Raw genomic sequence first — 26438 nt, forward strand, 5'->3', positions numbered from 1 at the left:
AAGCCTGCGTCATGAAGAGGCGAACCGATCAGCGGGTTTTTCGCCAGCCAATCAGCCAGGTCACGATACCGCCGGCCATCAGCCAGCCGGGCATCATTCCCCACTCAGGGCGATGGATAAAAAGCAGCGTACCACTGAGCAATAAAACCGCGCCTATACCAAACAGATAACGGGATTGGCCCTGGCGCACATGACGCACATGCATATCCCGCACGATAGTATCGACGCTGGTCTGCAGCTGTTTGCTCTGCTGCAGGCTCTGATACACCAGCTCAGGTATTTCAGGCATTCTTTCGATCCAGAACGGCGCTTTGTCTTTAAACGCGCGCACCAGCGCCGGAATACCGACCTGATCTTTGATCCACGACTCAAGGAAAGGCTTCGCCGTTTTCCACAAGTCTAACTGAGGATAGAGCTGCCGGCCTACCCCTTCTACGTAAAGTAATGTCTTCTGTAGCAAAACAAGCTGCGGCTGGACTTCCATATTGAAGCGCCGCGCGGTGTTGAACAGATTTAGCAGCACGTGGCCGAAGGAGATCTCCGCCAGCGGCTTCTCAAAGATGGGCTCGCAGACCGTGCGTATCGCGAACTCAAACTCTTCAACATTGGTGTCCGGCGGAACCCAACCGGAGTCGACGTGCAGCTCGGCAACCTTACGATAATCACGGTTGAAAAAGGCGATAAAGTTTTCCGCCAGATAGCGCTTATCTTCTTTGTTCAGCGAGCCGACAATGCCGCAGTCGATGCCAATATACTGCGGATCTTCCGGGTGCTCGTAGCTGACGAAGATGTTGCCAGGGTGCATATCGGCATGGAAAAAGCTGTCGCGGAACACCTGGGTGAAGAAGACCTGCACACCCCGCTCCGCCAGCAGTTGCATATTGGTTCCCTGAGCCTCGAGCGCCTCCACGTCGGAAACCGGAATGCCGTAGATGCGCTCCATCACCATCATGCTTTCGCTGCAGTAATCGGGGTACACTTCCGGCACATACAGCATCGGGCTGTCTTCGAAATTACGCCGCAACTGAATGGCGTTGGCGGATTCCCGCAGCAGGTTCAGCTCGTCCAGCAGCGTTTTTTCATACTCACGAACCACCTCCTGCGGGCGCAGACGGCGGCCGTCAGGCAGCAGTCGCGGCACCCAGCGCGCCAGGCGGTAGATGAGCTTCATGTCCGCTTTAATGATCGGCAAGATATCCGGACGGATAACCTTGATCACCACCTCTTTGCCGTTCTCTTTCAGACGCGCGGTATGCACCTGGGCGATAGACGCCGAGGCTAACGGCTCAACGGAGAAATCATCAAACCAGGCCTCCACCGGCAGGCCACCCATCGCTTTTTCTATCTGCTGCTGCGCAAGCTTCCCTTCAAAGGGCGCCACGCGGTCCTGCAACAGCGCCAGCTGATCGGCAATATGCGGCGGAAAGAGATCCCGCCGCGTGGAAAGCATCTGGCCGAATTTAATCCACACCGGCCCCAGCTCCTGGAGCGCCAGCCGCAGACGGGCGCCAAGAGGTTGATCCTGATGGCGGTTTGGCATCCAGAAGAGCATCCGCCGCCAGATACGCAGCGGCAGCGTGATCCGCATTTTGGGGATAAGCTCATCGAGCCCGTAGCTCAAAAAGGTGTGGATGATGAAATACAGGCGCCGTAATTCTCCTGGCGTCATTTGCCCTCCAGCGTTTCCAGCCGTTTTTCCAGTGCGGCCAGCGCGCGTTCAATAGCCGTCGTCTCTTCAGCAAACCAGGCCAGCTCCAGCGGCCCCGGTGCCAGGCGCCACTCTTCAGTGATCGCTTCAGCGACATAACGCTGCTGGCGCTGCGCGCCCTTCAGTAAAAACTGAGCGCCGCCGCGGAGGACTTTACCGACGCCTTCGGCCACGATGTCACCGGTATATGGCGCCAGCAGCTCAGCGGGATCGAACTCTGCCAGATCGCACAGGGTGACCATGTTCTGCACCACCTGCAGATCGCCCTGCACTTCCAGCTCGCCGCTACGGATAAGCGCCGTCAGTTGTTGACGGTTGCGTAGTTTTGGCAGCACGCTGAGCCGGGTAATCACGGTGCAGTCAGCCTCTCCGTCCCAGGCGCTCAGAACATCAACCTGGCGTTCACTGAACACCAGCACCACGGGCGTAGCGAAATCCTGCAGCTGTACCCGCAATACCTTGCCCAGCAGGCGCTGGCGGGCGGGTTTTAGCGCTTTGTCGCGCCAGAGGAAAGTATTTAGCGCCGTTTCAATGCCAGCGGTCACCAGGGGTGTGAAAGGCATAGCGTCCCTCCTGTCAGAACTTGTAACCGCGATGCAAAGCAACGATACCCGCCGTCAGGTTGTAGTAGTCCACGCTTTCGAAGCCTGCATCCTGCATCATCCCTTTCAGGGTTTCCTGGTCCGGATGCATACGAATAGATTCCGCCAGGTAGCGATAGCTGTCGCCATCTTTTGCCACCAGCTCGCCCACTTTCGGCAGGATATGGAAGGAGTAAGCGTCGTAGGCTTTGCTCAGCGGTTCGATAATGGGTTTAGAAAACTCCAGCACCAGCAGACGTCCACCCGGCTTCAGCACGCGGTACATCGAGCGCAGCGCTTTCTCTTTGTCGGTCACGTTACGCAGACCGAAAGAGATGGTGATGCAGTCAAAGGTATTATCAGCAAACGGCAGGGCTTCCGCGTTGGCCTGAACATACTCAACGTTACCCACGATGCCGATATTGCGCAGCTTTTCGCGGCCCATTTTGAGCATTGAATCATTGATATCAGCAAGCATAACGCGGCCGGTTTCCCCTACCAGACGGGAAAACTTAGCCGTCAAATCACCGGTCCCCCCCGCCAGATCCAGCACGGTCTGCCCGCGACGTACGCCGCTGCAGTCGATGGTGAAACGCTTCCACAAACGATGGATACCAAACGACATCAAGTCATTCATCACATCATACTTTGCGGCGACAGAATGGAATACATGCGCCACCATGTCTGCTTTCTGCTCTTTAGCGACCGTCTGAAAGCCAAAGTGCGTCGTTTCTTGTGAATCCTCAACCATCTTTATGCCTGCTTGCTTTTCAAGAAAATGTTCACTGAGTGTATCAGACTCAGCGCATTTCCCATACGTTTCAGCGTGGCGGAGCCGCCTCCCGGCTACGCACCGGCTCGGCAGAGTCGGGTGAAAATGCCTCATTTTCCGGCAGGTTATCCTCCGCTTCGAGACGATATGGATCGTCCTGAGCAATGGCTTGTTCGACTAAATCAGGATTAATCCCGCGCTTGACCTCCACGCCCAACCCGCGAAAAGCCTCCGCCTGGGCCAGAAGATTACCGCGCCCGGAAGCGAGCTTTTTCATCGCCTGGCGATAGTTCTCTTGCGCTTTATCCAGACTCTGGCCGATAGCGGACATATCGTCCACAAACAGGCGCATTTTGTCGTAAAGGCGCCCCGCCCGCTCGGCGATCTTCTGCGCGTTGCGGCTTTGGTGCTCATAACGCCACAGATTGGCGATGGTGCGCAGGGCCACCAGCAGCGTCGTCGGGCTAACCAGCATAATATTATTTTGCAGCGCCTCGCTGATGAGCTCGGGCTGACGGTCGATGGCCAGCAGGAATGCCGGCTCGACGGGAATAAACATCAGCACATAGTCTAGGGAGCGCAGGCCTGGCAGTTGCTGATAATCCTTGCGCCCCAGCAGGCGAATATGATTTCGCACCGAAGCAAGGTGCTCCTGCAGCGCGACTTCGCGGGTGTAGTCGTCCTCGGCGTTGAAATAACGCTCATAGGCGACAAGGGTCATTTTGGCGTCGATAACCACGTCTTTACCCTGCGGCAGGCGCACGATGACGTCCGGCTGCATCCGCGAGCGGTTGTCGGTCTCGATGCTGACCTGGGTTTGGTACTCATAGCCTTCCCGCAGGCCGGAGGCCTCCAGCACGCGGGTGAGAACCACTTCCCCCCAATTGCCCTGGGTTTTGTTATCGCCCTTCAGCGCTTTGGTCAGGTTCAGCGCCTCCTGCGCCATCTGCGCGTTCAGCTGCTGCAGGTTACGGATCTCATGCGCCAGGGTGTGCCTTTCTCGCGCCTCCTGACCGAAGCTCTCCTGCACCTGCCGGCGGAACCCGTCCAGTTGTTCGCGCAGCGGTGTCAGCAGGCCATGCAGGCTCTGGCGATTTTGCTCATCGACGCGTCGGTTGCTGTGTTCGAAAATGCGGTTGGCGAGGTTTTCAAACTGCTCGCTCAGGCGCTGCTCGCTGTTCACCATCTGGCGGATCTTATCTTCCGCATGCAGCTGGGTGGATTCGAGCCGGGTGGTAACCTCACGCAGATCGGCCTCCAGCGAGGTATTGATATCCCGCAGGCTGCGCAGCTCGTTGTTCAGCAGCTCGCACTCTTCACGCCAGTGGGCTTCCTGGACCAGTTGCTGACGGGCAGCGCTCAGCTCAATATCCAGCTCTCGCCGCTCCTCGATAAGATCGGCCCGAATTTGATCGGCGCGCGCTTTGGTCGCCAGCCAGCCGACGATTAACCCGGCAGCCAGTGCGATAACCGCGCTGATAATAATGGAGAGATCCACGACGCCCCCTGCGATAACCTGATGACACAAAATAGAATTGTGCTGTACAAACGTCCAGTTTAAAAGGAATTTCCTGCGAGAGGCGACGCAAAAAAAAGGCCGGAGGATCCGGCCTGAAGGGAAAGCGGTTTAATTACAGCAGACGGCGCGCCGCTTCGACGACGATTTTCACCGCGTGGCTTTCGGTTTGCTTCATGGTTTCGGCGTTAGGGATCTCTTGCTGGGTACGGTTAACGATAACCCCAGCCACCATCCCGGCGCGCAGGCCCTGGCTGGCGCACATGGTCAGCAGCGTAGCGGATTCCATTTCATAGTTCATCACGCCCATCGCCTGCCACTCTTCCATAGAGCCTTTGAAGCGGCTCACCACGCGACCGGAGAAGGTGTCGTAACGCTCCTGGCCCGGGTAGAAGGTATCCGAAGAGGCGGTCACGCCGATATGGGTGGTGGCGCCAATGGATTTCGCCGCTTCCACCAGCGCGGTGGTGCAGGCGAAATCTGCGACGGCCGGGAATTCCATCGGCGCGAAGTGCAGGCTGGCGCCGTCCAGGCGAACGGAAGCGGTAGTCACCAGCACATCGCCAACGTTGATGTGCGGCTGAATGGCGCCGGTGGTGCCAATGCGCAGGAAGGTACGTACGCCAAGCTGCGCCAGCTCTTCCACAGCGATAGACGTAGACGGGCCGCCGATGCCAGTGGAGCAGACGATCACCGGTTTGCCGTCCAGCTCCGCGCGCCAGGAGGTAAATTCGCGGTGGGATGCCAGCTTAACCGGCTTATCCATCAGCGCGGCGATCTTTTCCACACGCTCCGGATCGCCAGGGACGATAGCCAGCGTAGCCCCTTGTAAATCGTTCTTGGTGAGGCCGAGATGAAAAACATCAGACTTGGACATAAAAAACTCCTCTGTGGGTCGAATTATCAGCAGAAGCAAAACGGTACTGTACAGAAGCCCCAGGCAACATTTTGTGATGATAGTCACTAAGAACAATAATGATTGCAGTTGTTTTTCAGTAAATAGTGATACACATCACATTAACAAGTTATATTCATCGTCACAGAACAAAAGATAGCCGCTTTCAGGCACTGTGCTTTATTACCGCCCGAACTAAAGGTAAAGGGTCTATAGTTACTGATGCGCTAATAAATAAGGGTACGGAGAATACCATGACCACCACCAAGCAACCTGGATTCGCACCTGCAGCCTCGCCGCACGCCGCAACCGCCGTTCATACGCCGGAAGAGCATATTGTCGCCGGAGAGACCTCTATTCCCTCTCAGGGGGAAAACATGCCGGCTTACCATGCCCGTCCGAAAAACGTCGATGGCCCATTGCCGATCGTCATCGTGGTACAGGAAATTTTCGGCGTGCATGAGCATATTCGCGATCTTTGTCGCCGCCTGGCGCAGGAGGGCTATCTGGCTATCGCGCCTGAGTTGTACTTCCGTCAGGGCGATCCGAATGAGTATCACGATATCCCAACCCTGTTTAAAGAGCTGGTTACCAAGGTGCCGGACGCGCAGGTGTTGGCGGATCTCGACCACGTCGCCAGCTGGGCGGCGCGTCATGGCGGCGATGCCCATCGTCTGCTGATCACCGGCTTCTGCTGGGGCGGACGCATCACCTGGCTGTATGCCGCACATAACCCGCAGCTTAAAGCGGCAGTGGCCTGGTACGGCAAGCTGGTGGGAGAAAAATCGCTGAATTCGCCAAAACATCCGGTGGATATCGCCGTCGATCTCAACGCCCCGGTGCTCGGCCTGTACGGTGCGAAAGACGCCAGCATTCCGCAGGACACCGTCGAGACGATGCGTCAGGCGCTGCGGGCGGCTAACGCCACAGCGGAAATCGTGGTCTATCCCGAAGCCGATCACGCCTTTAACGCCGACTATCGCGCCAGCTATCACCAAGAGTCAGCCAAAGACGGCTGGCAGCGAATGCTGGCCTGGTTTGCGCAGTATGGCGGAAAAAAAGGGTAATCGCCCAAAGCATGAAAAAAGGAGGCAAATGCCTCCTTTTTGATTTTTCCGGTGACGATCAAGCGGACTGGCGCAGATTCCGCGCCGCTTGCACCATATTCGCCAGCGCGGCGCGCGTCTCCGGCCAGCCGCGGGTTTTCAGGCCGCAGTCCGGGTTGACCCACAGCCGCTCCGCCGGGATACGCTGCGCGGCTTTTTCCAGCAGCGCTTCGATCCACTCCACGCTCGGTACGTTTGGCGAGTGAATATCATATACTCCCGGCCCGATCTCATTGGGATACTCGAACACTTCGAACGACTCCAGCAGTTCCATGTCGGAACGCGAGGTTTCAATGGTGATCACGTCAGCATCCAGCGCGGCGATGGAGTCCATGATGTCGTTGAACTCGCAATAGCACATGTGGGTATGGATCTGAGTATCGTCTTTGGCCACCGCAGCGTTAAGACGGAAGGCTTCCACACCCCACTGCAGATAGGCATCCCAGTCGCTGCGCTTCAGCGGTAAACCTTCGCGCAAGGCCGGCTCATCAATCTGGATGATGCCGATACCGGCCGCCTCCAGATCCGCCACTTCATCACGCAGGGCCAGCGCAATCTGTTTCGCGATGGTTTCACGGCTGACGTCTTCCCGCGGGAAGGACCAGCACAGAATCGTCACCGGTCCAGTGAGCATCCCTTTCACCGGCTTGTCGGTCAGCGACTGCGCGTACTTCGCCCATTCAACGGTGATCGCCTGCGGACGGCTAACGTCGCCGATCACCACCGGCGGCTTCACGCAGCGGGAGCCATAGCTCTGCACCCAGCCGTTTTGCGTGAAGATGAAACCGTCCAGATGTTCACCGAAGTATTCCACCATATCGTTCCGCTCGGCTTCCCCGTGCACCAGTACGTCTAATCCTAACCGCTCCTGCTCGACGATCGCCTGCTTAATATGTTCCGCAATGCCGGTACGATAATGACTGGCGTCAAGATTTCCCTTTTTGAAGTCCAGGCGCAGGCCGCGGATCTCGGTCGTCTGCGGGAATGACCCGATGGTGGTGGTCGGCCAGGCCGGCAGGTTAAAGCGTTGACGCTGTGCCTGAGCGCGAACCTCATAGGGGCTGGCTCGCTGGCTGTCCTGAGGAGTGATCGCCGCCAGCCGTTTTTCCACCGCCGGGTTGTGTACGCGAGACGAATGGCGACGAGCATGGACTGGCGCGCTCCACTCGGTAATCGCCGCCGTATCGCCGCTGTTCAGCGCATCGCGCAGCAGCGCCAGCTCACCGCATTTTTGCAGAGCGAAGGCAAACCAGCTCTTCACTTCCGCATCAAGGCGCGTCTCCACGCTCAGGTCGATCGGGCTGTGCAGCAGAGAGCAGGATGAAGCGACCCACAGCTCGCGCTTACCGACGAGGTCTTTAATTTGCGCATACTTTTCGGCGAGATCGGCGCGCCAGACGTTACGCCCGTTGATCAGGCCGGCGGACAGCAGCCAGTCGGCCGGCAGACGTTTATGCAGTTCGGCGACATCATCTTTACCGTGGACCAGATCGACGTGCAGCCCCTGGACCGGTAGCGCAGCAATGGTCTCGAGATTGTCGCTAACGCCTTCAAAATAGGTGGTCAGCAGCAGTTTGACCTGGCCCTGCAGGGCGTCATAAGCCGGTTTAAAGGCCTCCAGCCACGCTGGCGGCAGCTCCAGCACCAGCGCCGGTTCATCAATCTGCACCCACGCAATGCCGCGCTTCGCCAGTTCGGCCAGCACCTGCTGATAAACCGGCAGGATGGCATTCAGCAGGCTCAGACGGTCAAACGGTTCGCCTTTCACTTTGCCCAGCCACAGATAAGTCACCGGCCCCAGCAGCACGGGCTTGATCTTGTGGCCTAGCGCCAGCGCTTCGTCCACTTCATCCAGCAGTTGGGTCCAGGTCAGTTTGAACTGCTGGCCCTGCACGAACTCCGGCACCATGTAGTGATAGTTGGTGTTGAACCACTTGGTCATTTCCGCGGCGGCCGCTGGCTCGCCGGTGGGCGCGCGGCCGCGGCCAATGCGGAACAGGGTATCGATATCGACAGAGCCGTCTTTGTTCTGATGACGAGCCGGCACGTTGCCAAGCAGCAGGCTGGTGGTCAGAACATGGTCGTACCAGGCGAAATCGCCCACCGGCAGCAGGTCAATACCGGCCTGCTTCTGCTGCTCCCAGTGACGGGCGCGCAGTTCCCGGCCTACCGCCAGCAGCTCCTCGCGAGTGACATTGCCCGCCCAATAGCTCTCTTGCGCTTTTTTCAGCTCGCGACGCAGGCCAACGCGAGGAAAACCGAGGGTGTGGTTAATAATTGTCATTTTTGTTCCTCTCTTATTTCATTGAATCTGAAGAAAAACTCTAAATAGTTCGGCTTGCAGGAAGGCGGCAACGATGCGCATCCCCAGGAGCTTACTGAAGTAAGTGACTGGGGTAAGCGAGGCAGCCAACGCATCTGCAAGTCGAAATATGACGAGTTTTAGACGTCCAGATGTTTACACATCCATAATTGGCAGTTACTGTATATTCCTCAAGCGCAAATTGCTCATGGCGAAGTGAAGGACTTTCATGATCGAAATTAAACATCTGAAAACGCTGCAAGCGTTGCGGAACAGCGGTTCACTGGCGGGCGCAGCGGCTGCCCTGCACCAGACCCAGTCCGCCTTGTCTCACCAGTTCAGCGATCTGGAACAGCGTCTTGGCTTTCGTCTCTTTGTGCGTAAGAGCCAGCCGCTGCGTTTTACCCCTCAGGGGGAGATCCTCTTACAGCTGGCCAACCAGGTGCTGCCGCAGATCGCCCGCGCCCTGCAGGACTGTAACGAACCGCAGCAGACCCGGCTGCGGCTGGCTATCGAATGCCACAGCTGTATTCAGTGGCTGACGCCGGCGCTGGAGAATTTCCGCGCCCGCTGGCCACACGTGGAAGTCGACTTCCATTCCGGCGTCACCTTCGACCCGCAGCCTGCGCTGCAGCAGGGCGAACTGGATCTGGTGATGACCTCCGATATCCTGCCGCGCAGCGGTCTGCATTACTCGCCAATGTTTGATTATGAGGTGCGCCTGGTGCTGGCGCCTGAGCACCCGTTAGCCATGAAGACGCTGATTACGCCGGAGGATCTGGCCGCGGAAACGCTGCTGATTTATCCCGTTCAGCGCGGACGCCTCGACATCTGGCGCCATTTCCTGCAGCCGGCCGGTATCAGCCCCCAGCTAAAAAGCGTCGATAACACGCTGTTGCTGATCCAGATGGTGGCAGCCCGGATGGGCATCGCCGCGCTGCCGCACTGGGTGGTGGAAAGTTTTGAACGCCAGGGTCTGGTGGTGACCAAAACCCTGGGAGAGGGATTATGGAGCCGGCTGTACGCGGCCGTTCGCGATGGCGAGCAGCGTCAACCGGTCACCGAAGCGTTTATTCGCTCTGCGCGGAACCACGCCTGCGATCATCTGCCGTTTGTCCGGAGTGCGGAGCGACCCAGCGTCGATGGACCCACAGCGAGGCCAGGATCACCAACGCTCCGCTAATAAAGCTCGGCCAGTGCGGCTGCTCCTGCCAGATGGCAAGGTTAACCAGCAGCCCGGCGGGGACATGGACGTTATTCATGATCCCCAGCGTGCCGGCATCCACCTGGGTGGCGCCATAGTTCCACATAAAGTAGCCCAGCCCGGAAGCCACCACGCCGAGCCACACCAGCACGCTCCACTGCAGCGTGGTGGTCGGCAGCTTCTGGGCGTTGCCGAGCATAAACCACGCCGCCACCGCCACGATAAAGGCCCCGACATAGAACCAGGCAAAGGCATTGTGCTGCGGCATCGGACGCACCTCCATCAGGCGCTTGTAACCCACCATCCCGATGGCGAAGCAGAGGTTTGACAACTGCACCAGTAACAGCCCGGTCCAGAAATGATCGCTGACTTTGTCGTAACGGATAATCGCCGCCCCCAGCACCGCCAGCGCGGCGCTCAGCAGATAGCCCCAGCGCAGTTTCCGTCCGCTGAGCAGATCGTAGATCAGCGTGATATACAACGGGGTAAACACGGTAAACAGCAGGAATTCCGAGACCGTCAGATAGAGATAAGCGCGGAAGGCCAGCAGGTACATGATGCCAAGCTGCATCGCGCCCACCAGCATATAGAGCACGATCGTGCGCGGAGACTGGCCTCGCGTGCGCAGGAAAGGCAGGAACACCAGCGCCGCCAGGCCCACGCGCATCAGTACCGAAAAATAGCTGTCGACGCTACCGGCCAGGTACTCGCCAATCAGGCTAAAAGAAAAGGCCCACAGGATAGTGGTGATAATTAACAGCGCCACAATGGTCGTCTCGTTGGATAAAGAACAGGCATTGTAGCGAAGAGTCAGGTTGACGACTGGGTAATTATTCGCCAGTCGTCAATCTTTGTCAGTCGAGGTATAGCTTACGCAGGTAGTGCGGGACCGCATCGTCGGCGTTGCTACCGATCACTTCCAGTTCCGGATGCAGATCCTTCAGCCGCTGGTGGGCGTTGGCCATAATGCAGCCTTTGCCGGCCATCGACAGCATCTCGGCGTCGTTCATGCCGTCGCCGAAAGCGATGCAATCTGACAGACTGTAGCCGAGCATTTTCGCCACTGCCTCCAGCGCATGCCCCTTCGATACCCCGCCCGCCATCACCTCCAGACAGGTTAAGGTGGAGAAGCTGACGTTCACGCGATCGCCCCAGCGGGCGTTCATCGCCTGCTCAAGCGGCAGCAAATGTTCGTGATCCTCACAGGTAAAGAACACCTTGCTGATCCCCTGCGGATCCAGTTCGCCCGGCTCATACAGCTTATAGTTAAACACCGCCTCTTTGAAAAAGCGCATCTCTTCCGGGCGATGGCGGTTCATATACCACTCATCTTCCCGATAGACGTTAGTGACGATTTTCGGGTCGTTACGCACGATCTCAAACAGGTCGGCGGCAATATCACGGTCAAGGTTATGGGCGAAGATTTGCTGACCATCGCTATCGTGAACGCGGGCGCCGTTAGAGGTGATCATGTACGACCGGATGCCGAGATTATCGCGGATCTGCCCGACGTCGATGTAGTGTCGGCCGGTGGCGAAGACGAAATTGATCCCACGGGCGGTAAGCAGCTTCAGCGTCTCTTTGGCATAGGGGGTCAGGAAATGATCGGGGGAAAGCAGCGTGCCGTCTAAATCAGACGCAACAACCTGGTACATAAAAAAGTTAACCTCTAAGCAGGGCGACGAGCGTTATCGTCGGATTAAGTATGTCGATTGAAAAACTCGACGATGGCATTGAGCGCGACTGAGCGCATAGCGTCCTTTTCAAAAAGGATCTCATGGTATGCCCCTTCAATGACGAGCGGCTTTCCGCCCTCACAGGGATGGCCGGCGGCGGCCCGTAATTCACAATAGCGGTCGTGCATCAGATTATCGACCACCCGCTCCTCCTCCGCCTGCAGCAGCAGCGTCGGGGCGGTATCTTTATCCACATTCGCCAGCACTTCGTCACCGGCCAGCATGCCTTCGCGCACCCAGTGCCAGGTCGGGCCGCCGACCTGCAGTCGCGGCTCGTCGGCATAGAAGCGCAGGTTACGACGATAGCGTTGTCGACTGTGCGTCAGCACGTTAACGGCAAAAGGCAGCGCCCGCCAGCGTCCGGTGCCGATGGCATACTCTTCGCGAATGCGCTGATGGCCCTCAGCCCAGTCGAGAATATGGCGCACCATCCAGTCCGGCAGCCGAATGATAATCCCGAACATCGGCGCGCAGAGCGCAATCGCATCGCAATGCGCCTGGTAGCGTTGCAGAAAGAGCGTGGCAATCGCCCCGCCCATAGAGTGAGCGAGGATAAACCGTTTTCGCCAGTGGCCGGGGACCACCTGCTGCTGCCAGAGCGCAGCCAGGTCATCAACATAATCGCTGAAGTTCACCACGTGCCCGCGGTGAGTATCAGAGAGCAGACGACCCGAGCGACCCTGACCGCGATGGTCGATGATCATCACGTCAAAGCCGCTGTGAAAGAGATCGTAGGCCACTTCAGCATACTTCACGTAGCTTTCAATGCGCCCAGGGCAAATCAGCACCAGTCGATCGTGATTTTGCGCGCAAAAGCGAACAAAGCGTACCGGTACGTCATCGACGCCTTTAAATTCAGCCTCTTCGCGCTGTCGCCAGAAATCCGTCAGCGGCCCCATGCTAAAGGCCGCAAACGCGTTTTCTCGTGTTTCCCAGTCCTTTTTCTGCCCAAACATCGGGTTTACACCCCTGTTAACCGCTGAAAATCGTTTTTTTGCCGTGCATCACACAATGCTGACACAATAGCGTATTGTGGCATAAAAACAGACAATCAGGGAGTTTCTCATGACCATTGAGTGGTGGTTCGCCTACCTGCTGACATCAATCATTCTCAGCCTGTCCCCGGGTTCCGGAGCGATTAATACCATGACCACCTCCATTAACCACGGTTACCGCGGCGCGGCGGCGTCAATTGCCGGTTTGCAGACCGGGCTGGCCATTCATATCGTGCTGGTCGGCGTCGGTCTCGGCACCCTGTTCTCCCGCTCGGTGCTGGCCTTTGAGGTGCTGAAATGGGCCGGCGCAGCCTATCTTATCTGGCTGGGTATCCAGCAATGGCGCGCGGCAGGGGCCATCGACCTGAATACGCTGGCGAAGGCGCAGACGCGCGGCAAACTGTTCCAGCGTGCGGTGTTCGTGAATCTCACCAATCCCAAAAGCATTGTTTTTCTGGCCGCCCTGTTTCCGCAGTTTATCCTGCCCCACCAGCCCCAGGTGATGCAGTATCTCGTTCTGGGCGTCACCACCATCGTCGTCGATATCATTGTGATGATTGGCTATGCGACCCTGGCGCAGCGCATTTCAGCCTGGATTAAAGGGCCAAAGCAGATGAAGGCGCTGAATAAAGTCTTTGGTTCACTGTTTATGCTGGTTGGGGCGCTCCTCGCCTCCGCCCGTCACGCCTGAATGATGAAATCTCGCTCGCAAAGAGAGGTTCGCCTGGCGGGCGAAGCAATCTCTCTGCGCGAGCCGGCGCGCAAAGCGGGAAATTAATTTTTTTGCCCGCTGTCGACGCTGAGCCCACCGTGCCAGGATGCCGCCAGATAGGTGATTCACGGATGAACGGCGATGGCAGAAACGGCGACCCCTCATGATGCGGTATTTAAAACTTTTCTCTCACGGATAGAGACGGCGCGCGATTTCATCGAGATCCACCTGCCTCCGGCGTTAACAGCGATCTGCAAACTGGATACCCTACGTCTGGAATCCGGCAGCTTTCTTGAAGACGACCTCAGGCCCTACTACAGCGATATTCTCTATTCGCTGGAAACCACCCGCGGTAAGGGGTATGTCCATGTTCTGATCGAGCACCAGAGCGCACCCGATAAACTGATGGCCTTTCGCTTAATGCGCTATGCCGTCGCCGCCATGCAGCGCCATCTGGAGAACGGCCATAAAACGCTGCCTCTGGTTATCCCGGTCCTCTTCTATCAGGGACGACGCAGCCCCTATCCCTGGTCTATGAGCTGGCTGGATAATTTCGCCGATCCCGAGACCGCCCGCCAGCTCTATAGCGGAGCGTTTCCGCTGGTCGATATCACGGTGATCCCCGACGACGACATTATGCAGCACCGCAGCATGGCGGCCCTGACGCTGGTGCAAAAACACATCCGTCAGCGCGATATGGCGCAATTGCTGGATAAGTTGACCCAACTCTTAATGCTGGAGCAGATGAGCGGACAACAAATCACCGTATTGGTAAACTATATGGCTCAGGCAGGGGATGCCGAGGATACTCGGACACTCTTATACGGGCTGGCACAGCGCGTGCCGCAGCATGGAGGATTACTGATGACGCTGGCGGAAACATGGCTCGCAGAAGGTATGGAAAAAGGCATCAGGAAAGGCGTACAGCAAGGTATAAAGGAAGGTATAAAGGAAGGCAAACATCAGGCCCTGCTGCAGGTTGCCGAAGCGATGCGCAAACGCGGTATTGATGACGAAGCGATTATGGAAATGACCGGTCTGTCTGAAGACGAGCTGCAGCGGCTTCGCCACTGACACTTTCTCCACCCGGATATAGCCGGGTGGAGCATCACGCCAGGTTAACGCGAGATAATCAGGTGGATGCCGAAGCCCGCAAACAGCGTGCCGGCGATACCGTCGATCCACTTCGCCATCCGCTGATAGCCGCGGCGCATCCCCGGCAGGGCGAACAGGCTGGCAACCACCATAAACCAGGCCAGCGTCTCCATGATAATCAGCAGAAAAATACCCCAGCGCGCGCCGGCGCCAACGCTGTCACCGACGAACAGCGAGAACACCGAGCCGAAATAGATAATCGCTTTCGGGTTCGCCAGATTGGTCAGCAATCCCTTCAAGAAGCTGCGTCCGCTGCGAGCCAGCTCAACCTGCGGCTCTGGCGGGGATACCGCCTCTTTTTTCAACGCGCCGCGCAGCATCTGGTAGCCCATCCAGCACAGGTACAAGCCCCCGCCGACCATAATGATGTTGTGCAGCCACGCCATTCTGGCGAGGATCAGGTTCAGGCCGAGCAGCGCTACCCCCGCCCAGATCATTACGCCGCAGGTGATCCCCAGCACTCCCATCATCGCCTCTCTGCGCGAGCGGCTGATGGCCGTTTGTGAGACAAAGAAAAAATCCGGCCCCGGACTCATCAGCGCAATGATATGCACCAGCGCCACGGTAAGGAAAAGCATCAGCATAGTTAACTCGCAGGAAAATAATGAAGAGGATAACTATTCTGGCACTTTTATAGCCAGCTGACTACTCGTCGTCGCCATCGACATGCGACCGGATCAGCGCCATAAACGGCTTGCCGAAACGCTCGAGTTTACGTGTCCCCACGCCGTTGACGCTGAGCATTTCGCCGGCGGTTAGCGGCGACTGCTCCGCCATCTCAATAAGCGTCGCGTCGTTGAAGACCACGTACGGGGGAATGTTTTCTTCATCGGCAATCGCTTTACGTAATTTGCGCAGCTTGGCAAACAGCTTACGATCGTAATTACCGCCGAAGGATTTCTGCATCGCCTTCGGCTTCAGCGCCACGATACGCGGTACGGCAAGCTGCAGCGGGACGTCGCCGCGCAGCACCGGGCGTGCGGCTTCGGTCAGCTGCAGCGCGGAGTGCTGGGCGATATTCTGCGTCACCAGCCCAAGGTGAATCAGTTGGCGGATCACGCTCACCCAGTGCTCGTGACTCTGTTCCCGGCCGATGCCGTATACCGGGAGCTTATCGTGGCCCATCTCACGGATGCGCTGATTGTTAGCGCCACGCAGGACTTCCACCACGTAACCCATCCCGAAGCGCTGGTTGACCCGATAAATAGTGGAGAGCGCCTTACGGGCGTCCATTAAGCCATCGTACTGCTTCGGCGGATCAAGACAGATATCGCAGTTGCCGCACGGCTCCTGGCGTCCTTCGCCAAAGTAGTTCAGCAGCACCAGACGACGACAGGTCTGGGCTTCAGCAAACGCCCCCATCGCGTTCAGCTTATGCCGTTCGATATCCTGCAGCGGCCCGGCGGGCTTCTCTTCCAGACAGCGGCGCAGCCACGCCATGTCCGCCGGATCGTAAAACAGCATCGCTTCCGCCGGCAGGCCATCACGCCCGGCGCGGCCGGTCTCCTGATAGTAGGATTCAATATTGCGCGGGATATCAAAATGCACCACAAAGCGGACGTTCGGCTTGTTGATGCCCATCCCAAAGGCCACTGTCGCCACCACAATCTGCAGATCGTCGCGCTGGAATTTCTCCTGCACGTCGGCGCGCACGTCGTTTTCCAGGCCGGCATGGTAAGCCGCCGCGCTGATGCCGCGGCTCTGCAGACGCGCGGCGGTATCTTCCACTTTCGAACGGCTGTTGCAGTAGATAATGCCCGATTTGCCGCGCTGATCCTGGACGTAGCGCATCAGCTGGTCGAGCGGCTTGAATTTCTCCATCAGCATATAGCGGATGTTCGGCCGGTCGAAGCTGCTGACCTGTATGAGCGGATCGTTAAGTCCCAGCAGACGGACGATATCGCGGCGGGTGGTGTCATCGGCGGTGGCGGTCAACGCCATAAACGGGATCTGCGGCATCCGCTGACGAAGCTGGCCCAGCGCGGCATATTCCGGGCGGAAGTCATGGCCCCACTGGGAGATGCAGTGCGCTTCGTCCACCGCCAGCATCGCCAGATTCCAGTTCGCCAGATGCTCAAGGAAGTTGTCGAGCATCAACCGTTCCGGAGCGATATACAGCAGACGAACCTGCCCGCTGCGGCAGCCGGCCATCACGTCCTGCTGCTGTTCGCGGCTCTGGGTCGAGTTCAGACAGGCCGCCGCCACGCCGTTGGCCAGCAGCTGATCGACCTGATCTTTCATCAGCGAGATCAGCGGCGAGACCACTACCGTCAGGCCGCCCATGACCAGCGCCGGTACCTGATAACACAGTGACTTGCCGCCACCGGTCGGCATGACCACCAGGCAGTCACGGCCCTCGAGCACCGTCTCGATAATCGTCTCCTGGCCAGGGCGGAACTGCTGGTAGCCGAAGGTCTCTTGTAAAACCTGCTTAGCCAGCGATTCCTGATTTAATACTTCCGCCTGTGCCACGTTGACCCCATTTGCCTGAAAAGAAAACAGGCGCTATTTTCAGCGCCTGCGAGCCAGAGTGCAACGATTAAAACAGATCGTTGAGCATTAGCCCGACGCCGACGCGCGTTTGATTAAAGTTGTAGTCGATAAGCGATTCGCCGTAGCCGCTGTAGATCTGGGTGTAAGCGCGAACATGTTTGGTGATGGGATAGCTCACCCCCAACTCCGCCCCGCCGTAGCCAGTGTTCCAGTTATATTGCCCCTGCGCGCTGAGGATCGCCTCGCCCAGCTGGTAACCCACCTTCAGGCGGTAATAGCCCATATATTTGGTGATGTCCGGGTTATCATCGGTGCTGCCCACCACATACCAGGGTTTCACTTCCACCAGCCAGTTGCCATTTTGCGCCATCAGGCGGGCATAGAGCCGGTTCCAGCTGCGCGAGGTGGGATCGGAGCGGCCATTCGAGTCGTGGTTATATCCCATTTCGATATCGCGCAACGTCCAGCCGGCAAACTGATAGTCGGTGGCAAAGCCAAGAAACAGCTGGGGTTCGTAGTTGGTTTCGCGAAACGGCGCCGACTCTTTGCTGTTGGAGAGCTGCCACCAGGACTTCTGGGTATAGGACGCGCCGAGCAGCGAATTATCCCCCAGGATGCCGCGCCACAGCGGGAAGGCGAGGCTCAGTTGAAACTTCACTTCATCTTTACGGGCATTTTCGGCCCAGTCATAGCTACGAATCGCCTCTTTATTGAGATCGCTGGTCCACGTGTAGAGCAGATAGTTGCTTTCATAAGGGTAGAGCAGAAAAGGATTATCATGATCCTGTAGCAGGTTGGCGATAATACTGCCGCGCACTGCTGGTTTGTCGTGTACCGACGCATCCTGCGCCATAACACCAGCCGGTAGCGCGCACAGCGCCGCCAGGCAGGCCAAAGAGATACGCATGCTGGTCTCCTGATAAATAGTTTTTATTTTTGTTTCACCTGAAGACATTCTACCTGTTTATTAATCCCCTGCCCCCTAATCCACTCCGAAAGTGGAAATCAATATTTTAGAAGCATAAAATCAACATTTTATTAACGAATGGAACCGGTGTTATGTCTGAACTTACTGCCGAAGCAGCTCTGAAACTGGTGGGGGAGATTTTCGTCTATCACATGCCGTTTAACCGCGCCCTCGGCCTCGAACTGGAGCGCTATGAAAAAGCGTTTGCCCAGCTCAGCTTTAATAATCAGCCGATGATGGTCGGCAACTGGGCGCAAAGCATTCTGCATGGCGGTGTAATCGCCTCCGCGCTGGACGTCGCCGCAGGTCTGGTCTGCGTTGGCAGCACCCTTACCCGCCATGACACCATCAATGAAGAAGAGCTGCGCCAGCGGCTTTCCCGCATGGGAACCATCGACCTGCGCGTGGACTACCTGCGTCCGGGTCGCGGCGAACGTTTTACCGCGACCAGCACCCTGCTGCGCGCCGGCAATAAAGTGGCGGTAGCCCGTGTGGAACTGCATAACGAAGCTCAGGTATATATTGCCAGCGCAACAGCGACCTATATGGTGGGTTGATTGCCCAAAATCGAGTAACATCACTCTCTTTGGCAATGGATTTTACCGATGGATGCGAAACAGACGCGGTTGGGGATTATTCTGGCCCTCGCCGCCTACTTTATCTGGGGTATCGCGCCGGCGTACTTCAAACTTATCTACTATGTTCCCGCCGATGAAATTCTGACCCATCGCGTGATCTGGTCTTTCTTCTTCATGGTGGCGCTCATCAGCGTTAGCCGTCAGTGGCCGCAGGTGAAAAAGCTGCTGAAGACGCCGCGCAAGATCTTCCTGCTGGCGCTCTCTGCGGTGCTGGTCGGCGGCAACTGGCTGCTGTTCATCTGGGCGGTGAATAACCACCATATGCTGGAAGCCAGCCTCGGCTACTTTATCAACCCGCTGGTGAATATTCTGTTAGGGATGATTTTCCTTGGCGAACGTTTCCGTCGCCTGCAGTGGCTGGCGATGATCCTCGCCTTTTGCGGCGTGCTGGTGCAGCTCTGGACCTTTGGTTCGCTACCGATAATCGGCCTTGGTTTGGCCTTCAGCTTTGCCTTTTATGGTCTGGTGCGGAAGAAAATCGCTGTCGATGCGCAGACCGGCATGCTGGTGGAAACGCTGTGGCTGTTGCCGGTGGCGGCGATTTGGCTGTTCGGCATCACCGACAGCCCCACCAGCCATATGGGGCAGAACCCCTGGTCGCTCAATCTGCTGCTGATGGCGGCGGGCGTGGTGACCACCATCCCTCTGCTGTGCTTCACCGGGGCGGCAACGCGTCTGCGGCTCTCCACGCTGGGCTTTTTCCAGTACATCGGCCCGACGCTGATGTTCCTGCTGGCGGTGACGTTCTACGGCGAAGTGCCGGGCAAGGATAAAATGGTCACCTTTGGCTTTATCTGGGTGGCGCTGGCGATATTCGTGATGGATGCGGTGTATACGCAAAGGCGGGGGCATCGGAGCTAGGACATTGCCGGATGGCGGCTCCGCCCTATCCGGCTTACAAAAGTACAGCACTCAGGCCGGATAGGCGCAGCGCATCCGGCACAACAACTACAGCCAGTTTTTACGCTTGAAGTAGAGATACGGCGCCAGGCCAGCCAGCATCATAAAGACGATCGCCCCCGGGTAGCCGAAGCTCCAGTGCAGCTCAGGCATAAATTCAAAGTTCATCCCGTAGCTGGAGGCCACCAGAGTTGGCGGCAGGAACACCACCGACACCACCGAGAAGATCTTGATGATGCGGTTCTGCTCGATGTTGATAAAGCCCATCGCCGCCTGCATCAGGAAGTTCACCTTCTGGAACAGCGATTCGTTGTGCGGCAGCAGGGATTCGATATCGCGCAGGATCTCCCGCGCCTGCTCCAGCTGGCCCGCCGGCAGGCGCGCTTTGCGCACGAGAAAGTTCAGTGCGCGCTGGGTATCCATCAAACACAGGCGGACCTTCCAGCCGATATCTTCCAGCTCCGCCAACGTCGACAGCGCTTCGTCGTACTCATCGCCCTGGTGGCCTTCCATAATCACGCGGCTCAGCTTTTCCAGGTCGCTGTAGATGTTTTCTATCTCATCCGCCAGCTGTTCGATTTTGGTCTCGAACAGATCTAACAGCAGCTCGTAGGCGTTGCCGTCCACCAAGGTCTGGTTACGCACGCGCATGCGGTAGAGGCGAAAAGCGGGCAGTTCACGCTCACGCAGCGTAAACAGGCGCCCTTCGCGGATGGTAAACGCCACGGTAGAGTTACCCGCGTGATCGTCGGCATCTTCGAAAAAGAAGAAGGAGTGGATATGTAACCCGTCTTCATCTTCAAAGAAACGCGCGGAGGCTTCGATATCTTCCAGCTCCGGGCGCGTCGCCAGGTTCTGACCCAGTTCCGTCTGCACGCGGCTTCGCTCATCGTCGTCAGGCTCGACCAGATCGACCCACACCGAGCTGGCGAGGTGCTTGATCTCATCGGCTTCCAGGCGCGTTAAACGATTGTTTTCCAGTTGAAATGCGCTCAGCATGACCGGGACTCCCAATGCAAAAAAATTATCGGACAGTTCGGTGGGCACACAGAAACAAATTGGGTTTCAGACCATTAAGCCTGACTCAGCGCGACGGGAATGGGGCAGGTCGCTGACAACCGCTAAGGCTATCAGCATAAGAGGATAGCCTTAGGAGTTGTTCCTGAATGACAGGAAGTTGAGCCAGCATCTACTGGGTGTGTCCAAGGCGAATGTCCTCTTAGCGTAATCGTGCGCGCATGTTACGCCAGCGCAAAATCGGCGTCAACACGCAACGGAACGCGAAAGCGCAAATCAGGCGCCTTAACGTATAAAGGTAGCAGAATATTACAAAATAATGATATTTTTCTTAAAGTTACACTTCCTCGAGCCGGGCGTAAGCCGCGACCAGCCATTTGATCCCCTGACCCTGAAAAGCCACCTGCAGCCGGCTGTGCTCGCCGCTGCCTTCGAGGTTGACGATGGTGCCTTCGCCAAACTTCGGATGCCGTACGCGCTGGCCTAATTTGTAGCCGGTATCGCTCTCGGCAATCGGCGCGCCCAGTCGCTGATGGTTTACCGGGCGGCTCACCGTAGCCCGCAGACGCACTTCTTCTACGCACTCCTGCGGCAGTTCTCCAATAAAGCGCGACGGCCGATGGTAAACCTCTTTGCCGTACAGACGGCGGGTTTCCGCGTAGGTCAGCGTCAGCTTCTGCATGGCGCGGGTCACGCCGACGTAGGCCAGACGACGCTCTTCTTCCAGGCGGCCGCCTTCATCAAGGGCCATCTGGCTCGGGAACATCCCCTCCTCGACGCCGACGATGAACACCTGCGGGAACTCCAGCCCTTTCGCCGAGTGCAGGGTCATTAGCTGAACCGCGTCCTGCCAGGTATCCGCCTGTCCCTCGCCCGCTTCCAGCGCGGCGTGGGAGAGGAACGCCTGCAGCGGCATCAGATCTTCATCTTCTTCGTTGTAGCTAAACTGGCGCGTCGCCGTCACCAGCTCCTCTAAGTTTTCAATACGGGTCTGACCCTTCTCGCCTTTCTCCTGCTCGTACATCGCGCGCAGCCCGGAGTCTTTAATCACCCGATCGGTCTGGACGTGCAGCGGCATATCGGTGGTCTCCTGCGCCAGCGCGTCAATCAGCTCCATAAAGCGCTGCAGGGCGCTGGCGGCGCGACCGGCCAGCGCTTTATCTTTCAGCAGCTCACGGCTGGCCTGCCACAGCGTCAGCTGACGATCGCGCGACGTCTGACGCACCACGTCCAGCGTGCGGTCGCCGATGCCGCGAGTCGGCGTATTGACTACACGCTCAAACGCCGCATCGTCGTTACGGTTGGCGATCAGACGCAGGTACGAGAGCGCGTCTTTGATTTCCTGGCGTTCGAAGAAGCGCATGCCGCCATAGATGCGGTACGGCATACTGGCCTGCAGAAGCGCCTCTTCCAGCACGCGCGACTGGGCGTTGCTGCGATAGAGGATGGCGCACTGCTCCAGCGCCCCGCCGTTCTCCTGCCAGGTTTTTATCCGGTTCACTACGAAGCGTGCTTCGTCGAGATCGTTGAAAGCGCAGTACAGCGAGATCGGCTCGCCGTCGGCGCCGTCGGTCCATAGCTTCTTGCCCAGGCGACCGTTGTTGTTTTCAATCAGGGCGTTGGCGGCGCTGAGGATGTTGCTCGTCGAGCGATAGTTCTGCTCAAGGCGGATGGTTTCCGCACCGGGAAAATCGTTAAGGAAGCGCTGAATGTTCTCGACCTGCGCGCCGCGCCAGCCGTAAATCGACTGATCGTCATCGCCGACGATCATCACCTTGCCGGTATCGCCCGCCAACAGGCGGATCCACGCGTACTGAATGTTGTTGGTATCCTGGAATTCGTCGACGAGGATATTGGTGAACCGCTCGCGGTAGTGCTGGAGGATATGCGGCTTATTCAGCCACAGCTCGTGGGCGCGCAGCAGCAGTTCGGCGAAGTCCACCAGCCCGGCACGATCGCAGGCTTCCTGATAGGCCTGATAGACCTTCTGCCAGGTCTGCTCGACCGGGTTGCCGTAGCTCTGAATATGATGCGGGCGCAGCCCTTCATCTTTCTGGCTGTTGATGTACCACATCGCCTGACGCGGCGGCCACTGCTTCTCATCGAGGTTCATCGCCTTAATCAGACGCTTCAGCAGGCGCAGCTGGTCTTCGCTATCGAGGATTTGGAAATCCTGCGGCAGGTTGGCGTCCAGATGGTGCGCGCGCAGCAGGCGGTGGGCCAGGCCGTGGAAGGTGCCCACCCACATGCCGCCCTGGGTGGTGCCCATCAGCTGGCCGATACGGTGGCGCATCTCTGCCGCCGCTTTGTTGGTAAAGGTCACCGCCATAATAGAATACGGCGAGCAGTTCTCCACGCTCAGCAGCCAGGCGATACGGTGCACCAGAACGCGCGTCTTACCACTGCCCGCCCCTGCCAGAACCAGCATGTTGGTGCGCGAGGCCGCTACGGCTTCACGCTGTTTGTCATTAAGGCTGTCGAGCAGGTAAGAAACGTCCATTGGCACCGCCGGAAGAGAAGGGGTTCCACGAACCCCTGTTAATATATACAGAGTAACTGGTGATTATATCAGCGAGGTCAGAGATGCCAACTGTGAAATTTCAATATGCGGCAACAGGCGGCTGTCCGCGGTGTGCATCAGGTCCGCGCCTTGCGGTTTGATCCAGCAGGCCTGCATGCCACAGCGCAGCGATCCGGCGACGTCAGTGGTCAGGTCATCGCCGACGTGCAGAATATGCCCGCGCGGTAAGTTCAGGCGCTCCGCCGCCAGATGGTACATGTCGGCAAACGGCTTGGAGCGGCCATCCGGCCCGGCGCGCAGCACAAAGCGGAAATAGTCGCTCAGGCCGAACAACTCTGGTCGGGCGTTGCCGTTGGTAATCGCCACCAGCGGCCACTTCTCCGCCAGCTTCGCCAGCGTATCGTGGGTCTCCTGCGGGACATCGACGCGGCTGCGCCACTGGGCGAAGTGTTCCATCGCCGCATCGGCCCCCGCTTTCGCCGCGTCGGCGGAGAGTCCGGCGTTACGCATGCCTAACTCCAGCGCACGGTGGCGCCAGACGGTCACGTCGTGATAGATCTCAGGCTCGGATGCCAACAGCGTCTGGCGCAGCTGATTAAGCTCATGGGCGTCGAACTGGCTGAGCGACGGATGGTAGCTGCGTACAAAGGCCAGCGACTCGTGCATCGTCCGGTCAATGACCGGGCGGTTATCATAAAGGGTATCGTCCAGGTCAAACGTCAGCGCGGAAATCTGGCCCAGAGGTCGGTAAAAACGCATTATTTCCCCCGTTTTGCGCGCGGATGCGCGGCATCGTACACCGAGGCAAGGTGTTGAAAGTCGAGATGGGTATAGATTTGGGTGGTGGAGAGGTTAGCATGACCCAACAGCTCCTGCACACCGCGCAGATCGCCGCTGGACTCCAGCATATGGGTGGCAAAGGAGTGGCGAAGCTTGTGCGGATGCACATGGCTGTTCAGCCCCTGCTTAATGCCCCACTCGGCGAACCGCTTCTGTACGTTGCGCGCCGAAATGCGCTTGCCCAGTTTCGACAAAAACAGCGCGTCGTCGTCAGTACCGAACAGGCCGCGTAAATCCAGCCAGTGCTCAATCCACATCACGGCGTTGCGACCGATCGGCAAGCGGCGCTCTTTGCTACCTTTGCCCATCACCCAGACCTCGCCGCTTTCGAGATCGAGATGTTTGATATCAAGGTTGACCAGCTCGGACAAACGCAGCCCCGCGCCGTACATCACCTCCAGCATCGCCCGGTCGCGCACCGCCAGCGGATCGTTGAGATCAATATCCAGCAGCCGATTGACGTCATCGACATCGATATTTTTTGGCAGGTGACGGGGAATTTTCGGCGCGGCAATCCCTTTCGCCGGATTGGCGCTGAGCTCGCCCTGGCCGACCAGCCAGTCAAAGAAACTGCGCAGCGCCGACAGGCGAAGCGCCAGGCTTGCCGGGCCTAATCCCGCGCGGCGACTGCGCACCGCAAAACTTCGCACCTGAGCGGCATCGCACTGCGACCAGCTTTTCAGACCCGCCTCATCCGCCAGGGCAATCAGCGCGTCCAGCTGTCGCTGGTAATTCAGTAACGTGATCGGGCTGAGCTGGCGTTCAACGCCAAGGTGGCGCAGAAAGCGGGCGACGGCGGAGAAGAGAGGAGAATCGGTCATGCGCGTTCAATCCAGCGCTCCAGCAGGCCGGGCAGCATCTGGGCGATCTCCTGCAGCAGTTGCGTCCCCTGTCCTGGCTGATAATGCTGCGCATCGCGGCTGCTAAAGAGCATCACGCCAGGGGCATTATCGCCGCCCAGCAGCGACATCGCCACTGACCCAATAGCTTTCGCCTCCGGCAATACCACCAGCAGCTCCGGACCGTTCAGCGGCCCAAGGTAGTGGCGCGCCTGGCCCAGACGCTGAATACGGATCGGCTCAAACGCCTGCCGGCTTAACGCCAGGTGGGTAAACTTCGAAGGCGCGCCCAGGCGCCAGCTGTCAGGGAACAGGCGCACCGTGGCGCCCGCCAGCCCCAGCTCGCGCGCCCAGCGGTGAAGGCGGTTAAGCATATCGTCGAGGCTCTCCGCCGCCGCCAGCCGCGTTTGCAGCTGCAGCAGGCGCTGGAACAGGCTTTCATTGGCTACCGCCTGCTCCATCAGCAGCGACATATTCTCTTCCAGCACATGGATATGGTTACGCGCCCGCATCATGTGCCACTCCACCAGCGAAATCGTACCGCGCACCGGATGCGGGACGCGGAGATGTTCGACCTGGGCGGCATTACGAATAAAAAATTCAGGATTTTGCAACAGATAGTCCACCACTGCACGATCGTTCAATGCGCTGGCGACCTCCTGCTGTTCTTCCCCGATTGGTTTCATAAATGAATAAATCCATCATAGACATGGGCCGCCGGGCCGGTCATAAACAGCGGCTGGCCCGGGCCTTTCCAGGCGATATCAAGACGACCGCCGGGTAATTCCACACGTACCGTTTCAGCGAGCAACCCCTGCTGGATCCCCACCGCCACCGCGGCGCAAGCGCCGCTGCCACAGGCCTGGGTTTCCCCCGCGCCGCGTTCGTAGACGCGCAGACGAATATGGGACCGGCCGACCACCTGCATAAAACCGATATTCGCGCGCTCCGGAAAACGCTCATGGCTTTCCATCACCGGGCCGAGGGTTTCCACCGCCGCCGTATCCACATCATCCACCTGGATAACGCAGTGCGGGTTCCCCATGGACACCACGCCGCACAATACTGTCTGCTCGGCGGCACGCATGATATAGGTCTTTTCCGCTTTGTTGGCGCGGAACGGCACCTGGAAGGGCTCGAAGTTGGGCTCGCCCATATTCACCCGCACCAGATCGTCTTCCGTTACGCTTAATACCATACGGCCGTTGGCCGTACTCACGCGGATATCACGTTTATTGGTCAGGCCTTTCAGCCGGACGAAACGCGCGAAACAGCGCGCGCCGTTGCCGCACTGCGACACTTCGCTACCGTCGGCATTAAAGATCCGGTAATGGAAATCCAGATCCGGATCGTAGGGCGGCTCCACCACCAACAGCTGATCGAACCCGACGCCAAGGTGGCGATCCGCCAGGCGGCGAATCAGCTCCGGCGAGAAAAAAACATTCTGCGTTACCGCGTCAACGACCATAAAATCGTTGCCAAGGCCATGCATTTTAGAGAACTGCATCATCTACTCCAGTTGCGCGGAACAGAACGTTATC

General features: G+C 58.1%; 25 protein-coding genes. 6 read left to right on the forward strand and 19 right to left on the reverse strand.

Features of this window, described 5'->3' with window-relative positions:
* Positions 1-28: 28 nt before the first annotated feature.
* The 5 genes from ubiB to udp all read right to left on the reverse strand — a co-directional run bounded on the left by ubiB (position 29) and on the right by udp (position 5454).
* Positions 29-1669: a ubiquinone biosynthesis regulatory protein kinase UbiB gene (gene ubiB / locus GT756_RS24765; protein WP_004886748.1), complete on the reverse strand. Its 1641-nt coding sequence runs from the start codon at positions 1667-1669 to the stop codon at positions 29-31.
* A complete protein-coding gene (locus GT756_RS24770; protein ID WP_004886750.1) occupies positions 1666-2271 on the reverse strand; it encodes an SCP2 domain-containing protein in 606 nt (201 codons plus the stop codon). The genes ubiB and GT756_RS24770 overlap by 4 nt, the downstream gene beginning before the upstream one ends.
* A 13-nt stretch (positions 2272-2284) precedes the next feature.
* A complete protein-coding gene (gene ubiE, locus GT756_RS24775; RefSeq protein ID WP_004886751.1) occupies positions 2285-3040 on the reverse strand; it encodes a bifunctional demethylmenaquinone methyltransferase/2-methoxy-6-polyprenyl-1,4-benzoquinol methylase UbiE in 756 nt (251 codons plus the stop codon).
* Positions 3041-3110: 70 nt separating this feature from the next.
* Positions 3111-4559, reverse strand: a complete 1449-nt coding sequence (gene rmuC, locus GT756_RS24780; protein WP_017899388.1) for a DNA recombination protein RmuC — start codon at positions 4557-4559, stop codon at positions 3111-3113.
* Positions 4560-4692: 133 nt separating this feature from the next.
* Complete coding sequence (udp, locus tag GT756_RS24785) at positions 4693-5454, reverse strand: uridine phosphorylase (RefSeq protein ID WP_002883419.1); 762 nt, start codon at positions 5452-5454, stop codon at positions 4693-4695.
* Between the two features lie 272 nt (positions 5455-5726).
* Here udp and GT756_RS24790 point away from each other — a divergent pair, with 272 nt between their 5' ends.
* Entirely contained in the window at positions 5727-6539 is an 813-nt protein-coding gene (locus tag GT756_RS24790; protein ID WP_109938689.1) for a dienelactone hydrolase family protein, read from the forward strand.
* A 58-nt stretch (positions 6540-6597) separates the two neighbouring features.
* Here GT756_RS24790 and metE read toward each other — a convergent pair whose 3' ends face one another.
* The gene (metE, locus tag GT756_RS24795; RefSeq protein WP_017899389.1) at positions 6598-8862 is read right to left on the reverse strand and encodes a 5-methyltetrahydropteroyltriglutamate--homocysteine S-methyltransferase; all 2265 of its coding nucleotides are present in this window, start codon (positions 8860-8862) and stop codon (positions 6598-6600) included.
* A gap of 247 nt (positions 8863-9109) precedes the next feature.
* Here metE and metR point away from each other — a divergent pair, with 247 nt between their 5' ends.
* Positions 9110-10063, forward strand: a complete 954-nt coding sequence (metR, locus tag GT756_RS24800) for an HTH-type transcriptional regulator MetR (RefSeq protein ID WP_017899391.1) — start codon at positions 9110-9112, stop codon at positions 10061-10063.
* Here metR and GT756_RS24805 read toward each other — a convergent pair.
* The 3 genes from GT756_RS24805 to pldB all read right to left on the reverse strand — a co-directional run bounded on the left by GT756_RS24805 (position 9951) and on the right by pldB (position 12776).
* On the reverse strand, positions 9951-10850 hold the full coding sequence (locus GT756_RS24805) for a carboxylate/amino acid/amine transporter (RefSeq protein ID WP_002883414.1): 900 nt from the start codon (positions 10848-10850) through the stop codon (positions 9951-9953). The genes metR and GT756_RS24805 overlap by 113 nt on opposite strands.
* 88 nt (positions 10851-10938) lie before the next feature.
* Positions 10939-11739 carry a sugar/pyridoxal phosphate phosphatase YigL gene (gene yigL / locus GT756_RS24810; protein ID WP_017899394.1) on the reverse strand — a complete coding sequence of 267 codons (801 nt, stop codon included), beginning with the start codon at positions 11737-11739 and terminating at the stop codon, positions 10939-10941.
* Between the two features lie 44 nt (positions 11740-11783).
* Positions 11784-12776: a lysophospholipase L2 gene (gene pldB, locus GT756_RS24815; RefSeq protein ID WP_043521013.1), complete on the reverse strand. Its 993-nt coding sequence runs from the start codon at positions 12774-12776 to the stop codon at positions 11784-11786.
* A gap of 109 nt (positions 12777-12885) precedes the next feature.
* Here pldB and rhtB point away from each other — a divergent pair, with 109 nt between their 5' ends.
* Positions 12886-13506, forward strand: coding sequence for a homoserine/homoserine lactone efflux protein (rhtB, locus tag GT756_RS24820; RefSeq protein WP_002883411.1), 621 nt, complete (start codon positions 12886-12888; stop codon positions 13504-13506).
* Between the two features lie 162 nt (positions 13507-13668).
* A complete protein-coding gene (locus GT756_RS24825; RefSeq protein ID WP_004886770.1) occupies positions 13669-14601 on the forward strand; it encodes an Rpn family recombination-promoting nuclease/putative transposase in 933 nt (310 codons plus the stop codon).
* A 44-nt stretch (positions 14602-14645) separates the two neighbouring features.
* Here the strand turns inward: GT756_RS24825 and rhtC are convergent, their stop codons facing one another.
* From rhtC to pldA, 3 genes are all read right to left on the reverse strand, one after another.
* Positions 14646-15266, reverse strand: coding sequence for a threonine export protein RhtC (gene rhtC / locus GT756_RS24830; protein ID WP_004886772.1), 621 nt, complete (start codon positions 15264-15266; stop codon positions 14646-14648).
* Positions 15267-15327: 61 nt separating this feature from the next.
* Positions 15328-17154, reverse strand: a complete 1827-nt coding sequence (recQ, locus tag GT756_RS24835; RefSeq protein ID WP_004886773.1) for an ATP-dependent DNA helicase RecQ — start codon at positions 17152-17154, stop codon at positions 15328-15330.
* 67 nt (positions 17155-17221) lie between these two features.
* The gene (gene pldA, locus GT756_RS24840; RefSeq protein WP_004886777.1) at positions 17222-18082 is read right to left on the reverse strand and encodes a phospholipase A; all 861 of its coding nucleotides are present in this window, start codon (positions 18080-18082) and stop codon (positions 17222-17224) included.
* Between the two features lie 152 nt (positions 18083-18234).
* On the opposite strand from pldA, the gene yigI reads away from it, so the two are divergent.
* Together yigI and rarD are read left to right on the forward strand one after the other, a co-directional pair.
* Complete coding sequence (yigI, locus tag GT756_RS24845) at positions 18235-18699, forward strand: acyl-CoA thioesterase YigI (RefSeq protein ID WP_002883404.1); 465 nt, start codon at positions 18235-18237, stop codon at positions 18697-18699.
* Between the two features lie 48 nt (positions 18700-18747).
* Positions 18748-19641, forward strand: a complete 894-nt coding sequence (gene rarD, locus GT756_RS24850; RefSeq protein ID WP_160125116.1) for an EamA family transporter RarD — start codon at positions 18748-18750, stop codon at positions 19639-19641.
* Positions 19642-19728: 87 nt separating this feature from the next.
* Here the strand turns inward: rarD and corA are convergent, their stop codons facing one another.
* The 7 genes from corA to dapF all read right to left on the reverse strand — a co-directional run bounded on the left by corA (position 19729) and on the right by dapF (position 26404).
* Positions 19729-20679: a magnesium/cobalt transporter CorA gene (gene corA / locus GT756_RS24855; protein WP_002883400.1), complete on the reverse strand. Its 951-nt coding sequence runs from the start codon at positions 20677-20679 to the stop codon at positions 19729-19731.
* Positions 20680-20829: 150 nt separating this feature from the next.
* Positions 20830-20886 carry a YsgD/CorL family protein gene (ysgD, locus tag GT756_RS26410; RefSeq protein ID WP_349815745.1) on the reverse strand — a complete coding sequence of 19 codons (57 nt, stop codon included), beginning with the start codon at positions 20884-20886 and terminating at the stop codon, positions 20830-20832.
* Between the two features lie 148 nt (positions 20887-21034).
* Entirely contained in the window at positions 21035-23197 is a 2163-nt protein-coding gene (gene uvrD, locus GT756_RS24860; RefSeq protein WP_004886784.1) for a DNA helicase II, read from the reverse strand.
* Between the two features lie 63 nt (positions 23198-23260).
* Positions 23261-23977 (reverse strand): 5-amino-6-(5-phospho-D-ribitylamino)uracil phosphatase YigB, encoded by a 717-nt coding sequence (yigB, locus tag GT756_RS24865; RefSeq protein WP_062913790.1) that lies wholly within the window; start codon positions 23975-23977, stop codon positions 23261-23263.
* Positions 23977-24879: a tyrosine recombinase XerC gene (gene xerC / locus GT756_RS24870; protein WP_004886788.1), complete on the reverse strand. Its 903-nt coding sequence runs from the start codon at positions 24877-24879 to the stop codon at positions 23977-23979. Before xerC ends, yigB begins: the two co-directional genes overlap by 1 nt.
* Positions 24876-25583: a DUF484 domain-containing protein gene (locus GT756_RS24875; protein ID WP_004886790.1), complete on the reverse strand. Its 708-nt coding sequence runs from the start codon at positions 25581-25583 to the stop codon at positions 24876-24878. Before GT756_RS24875 ends, xerC begins: the two co-directional genes overlap by 4 nt.
* A complete protein-coding gene (gene dapF / locus GT756_RS24880; protein WP_160125118.1) occupies positions 25580-26404 on the reverse strand; it encodes a diaminopimelate epimerase in 825 nt (274 codons plus the stop codon). Before dapF ends, GT756_RS24875 begins: the two co-directional genes overlap by 4 nt.
* Positions 26405-26438: the final 34 nt, after the last annotated feature.

The organism is Klebsiella sp. Q2 (genome assembly GCF_009900705.1).
GTDB classification, from domain to species: Bacteria; Pseudomonadota; Gammaproteobacteria; order Enterobacterales; family Enterobacteriaceae; genus Klebsiella; species Klebsiella quasipneumoniae.

Bases quoted from the DNA above. Each gene is read 5' to 3' on its own strand.
- udp (WP_002883419.1), bottom strand. From the start codon at position 5,454: ATGTCCAAGTCTGATGTTTTTCATCTCGGCCTCACCAAGAACGATTTA.
- GT756_RS24825 (WP_004886770.1), top strand. From the start codon at position 13,669: ATGGCAGAAACGGCGACCCCTCATGATGCGGTATTTAAAACTTTTCTC.
- GT756_RS24875 (WP_004886790.1), bottom strand. From the start codon at position 25,583: ATGAAACCAATCGGGGAAGAACAGCAGGAGGTCGCCAGCGCATTGAAC.
- ubiE (WP_004886751.1), bottom strand. From the start codon at position 3,040: ATGGTTGAGGATTCACAAGAAACGACGCACTTTGGCTTTCAGACGGTC.
- xerC (WP_004886788.1), bottom strand. From the start codon at position 24,879: ATGACCGATTCTCCTCTCTTCTCCGCCGTCGCCCGCTTTCTGCGCCAC.
- yigB (WP_062913790.1), bottom strand. From the start codon at position 23,977: ATGCGTTTTTACCGACCTCTGGGCCAGATTTCCGCGCTGACGTTTGAC.
- yigI (WP_002883404.1), top strand. From the start codon at position 18,235: ATGTCTGAACTTACTGCCGAAGCAGCTCTGAAACTGGTGGGGGAGATT.
- uvrD (WP_004886784.1), bottom strand. From the start codon at position 23,197: ATGGACGTTTCTTACCTGCTCGACAGCCTTAATGACAAACAGCGTGAA.
- dapF (WP_160125118.1), bottom strand. From the start codon at position 26,404: ATGCAGTTCTCTAAAATGCATGGCCTTGGCAACGATTTTATGGTCGTT.
- corA (WP_002883400.1), bottom strand. From the start codon at position 20,679: ATGCTGAGCGCATTTCAACTGGAAAACAATCGTTTAACGCGCCTGGAA.
- metE (WP_017899389.1), bottom strand. From the start codon at position 8,862: ATGACAATTATTAACCACACCCTCGGTTTTCCTCGCGTTGGCCTGCGT.
- yigL (WP_017899394.1), bottom strand. From the start codon at position 11,739: ATGTACCAGGTTGTTGCGTCTGATTTAGACGGCACGCTGCTTTCCCCC.
- rhtB (WP_002883411.1), top strand. From the start codon at position 12,886: ATGACCATTGAGTGGTGGTTCGCCTACCTGCTGACATCAATCATTCTC.
- metR (WP_017899391.1), top strand. From the start codon at position 9,110: ATGATCGAAATTAAACATCTGAAAACGCTGCAAGCGTTGCGGAACAGC.
- rarD (WP_160125116.1), top strand. From the start codon at position 18,748: ATGGATGCGAAACAGACGCGGTTGGGGATTATTCTGGCCCTCGCCGCC.
- rhtC (WP_004886772.1), bottom strand. From the start codon at position 15,266: ATGCTGATGCTTTTCCTTACCGTGGCGCTGGTGCATATCATTGCGCTG.
- GT756_RS24790 (WP_109938689.1), top strand. From the start codon at position 5,727: ATGACCACCACCAAGCAACCTGGATTCGCACCTGCAGCCTCGCCGCAC.
- pldB (WP_043521013.1), bottom strand. From the start codon at position 12,776: ATGTTTGGGCAGAAAAAGGACTGGGAAACACGAGAAAACGCGTTTGCG.
- GT756_RS24770 (WP_004886750.1), bottom strand. From the start codon at position 2,271: ATGCCTTTCACACCCCTGGTGACCGCTGGCATTGAAACGGCGCTAAAT.
- ubiB (WP_004886748.1), bottom strand. From the start codon at position 1,669: ATGACGCCAGGAGAATTACGGCGCCTGTATTTCATCATCCACACCTTT.
- pldA (WP_004886777.1), bottom strand. From the start codon at position 18,082: ATGCGTATCTCTTTGGCCTGCCTGGCGGCGCTGTGCGCGCTACCGGCT.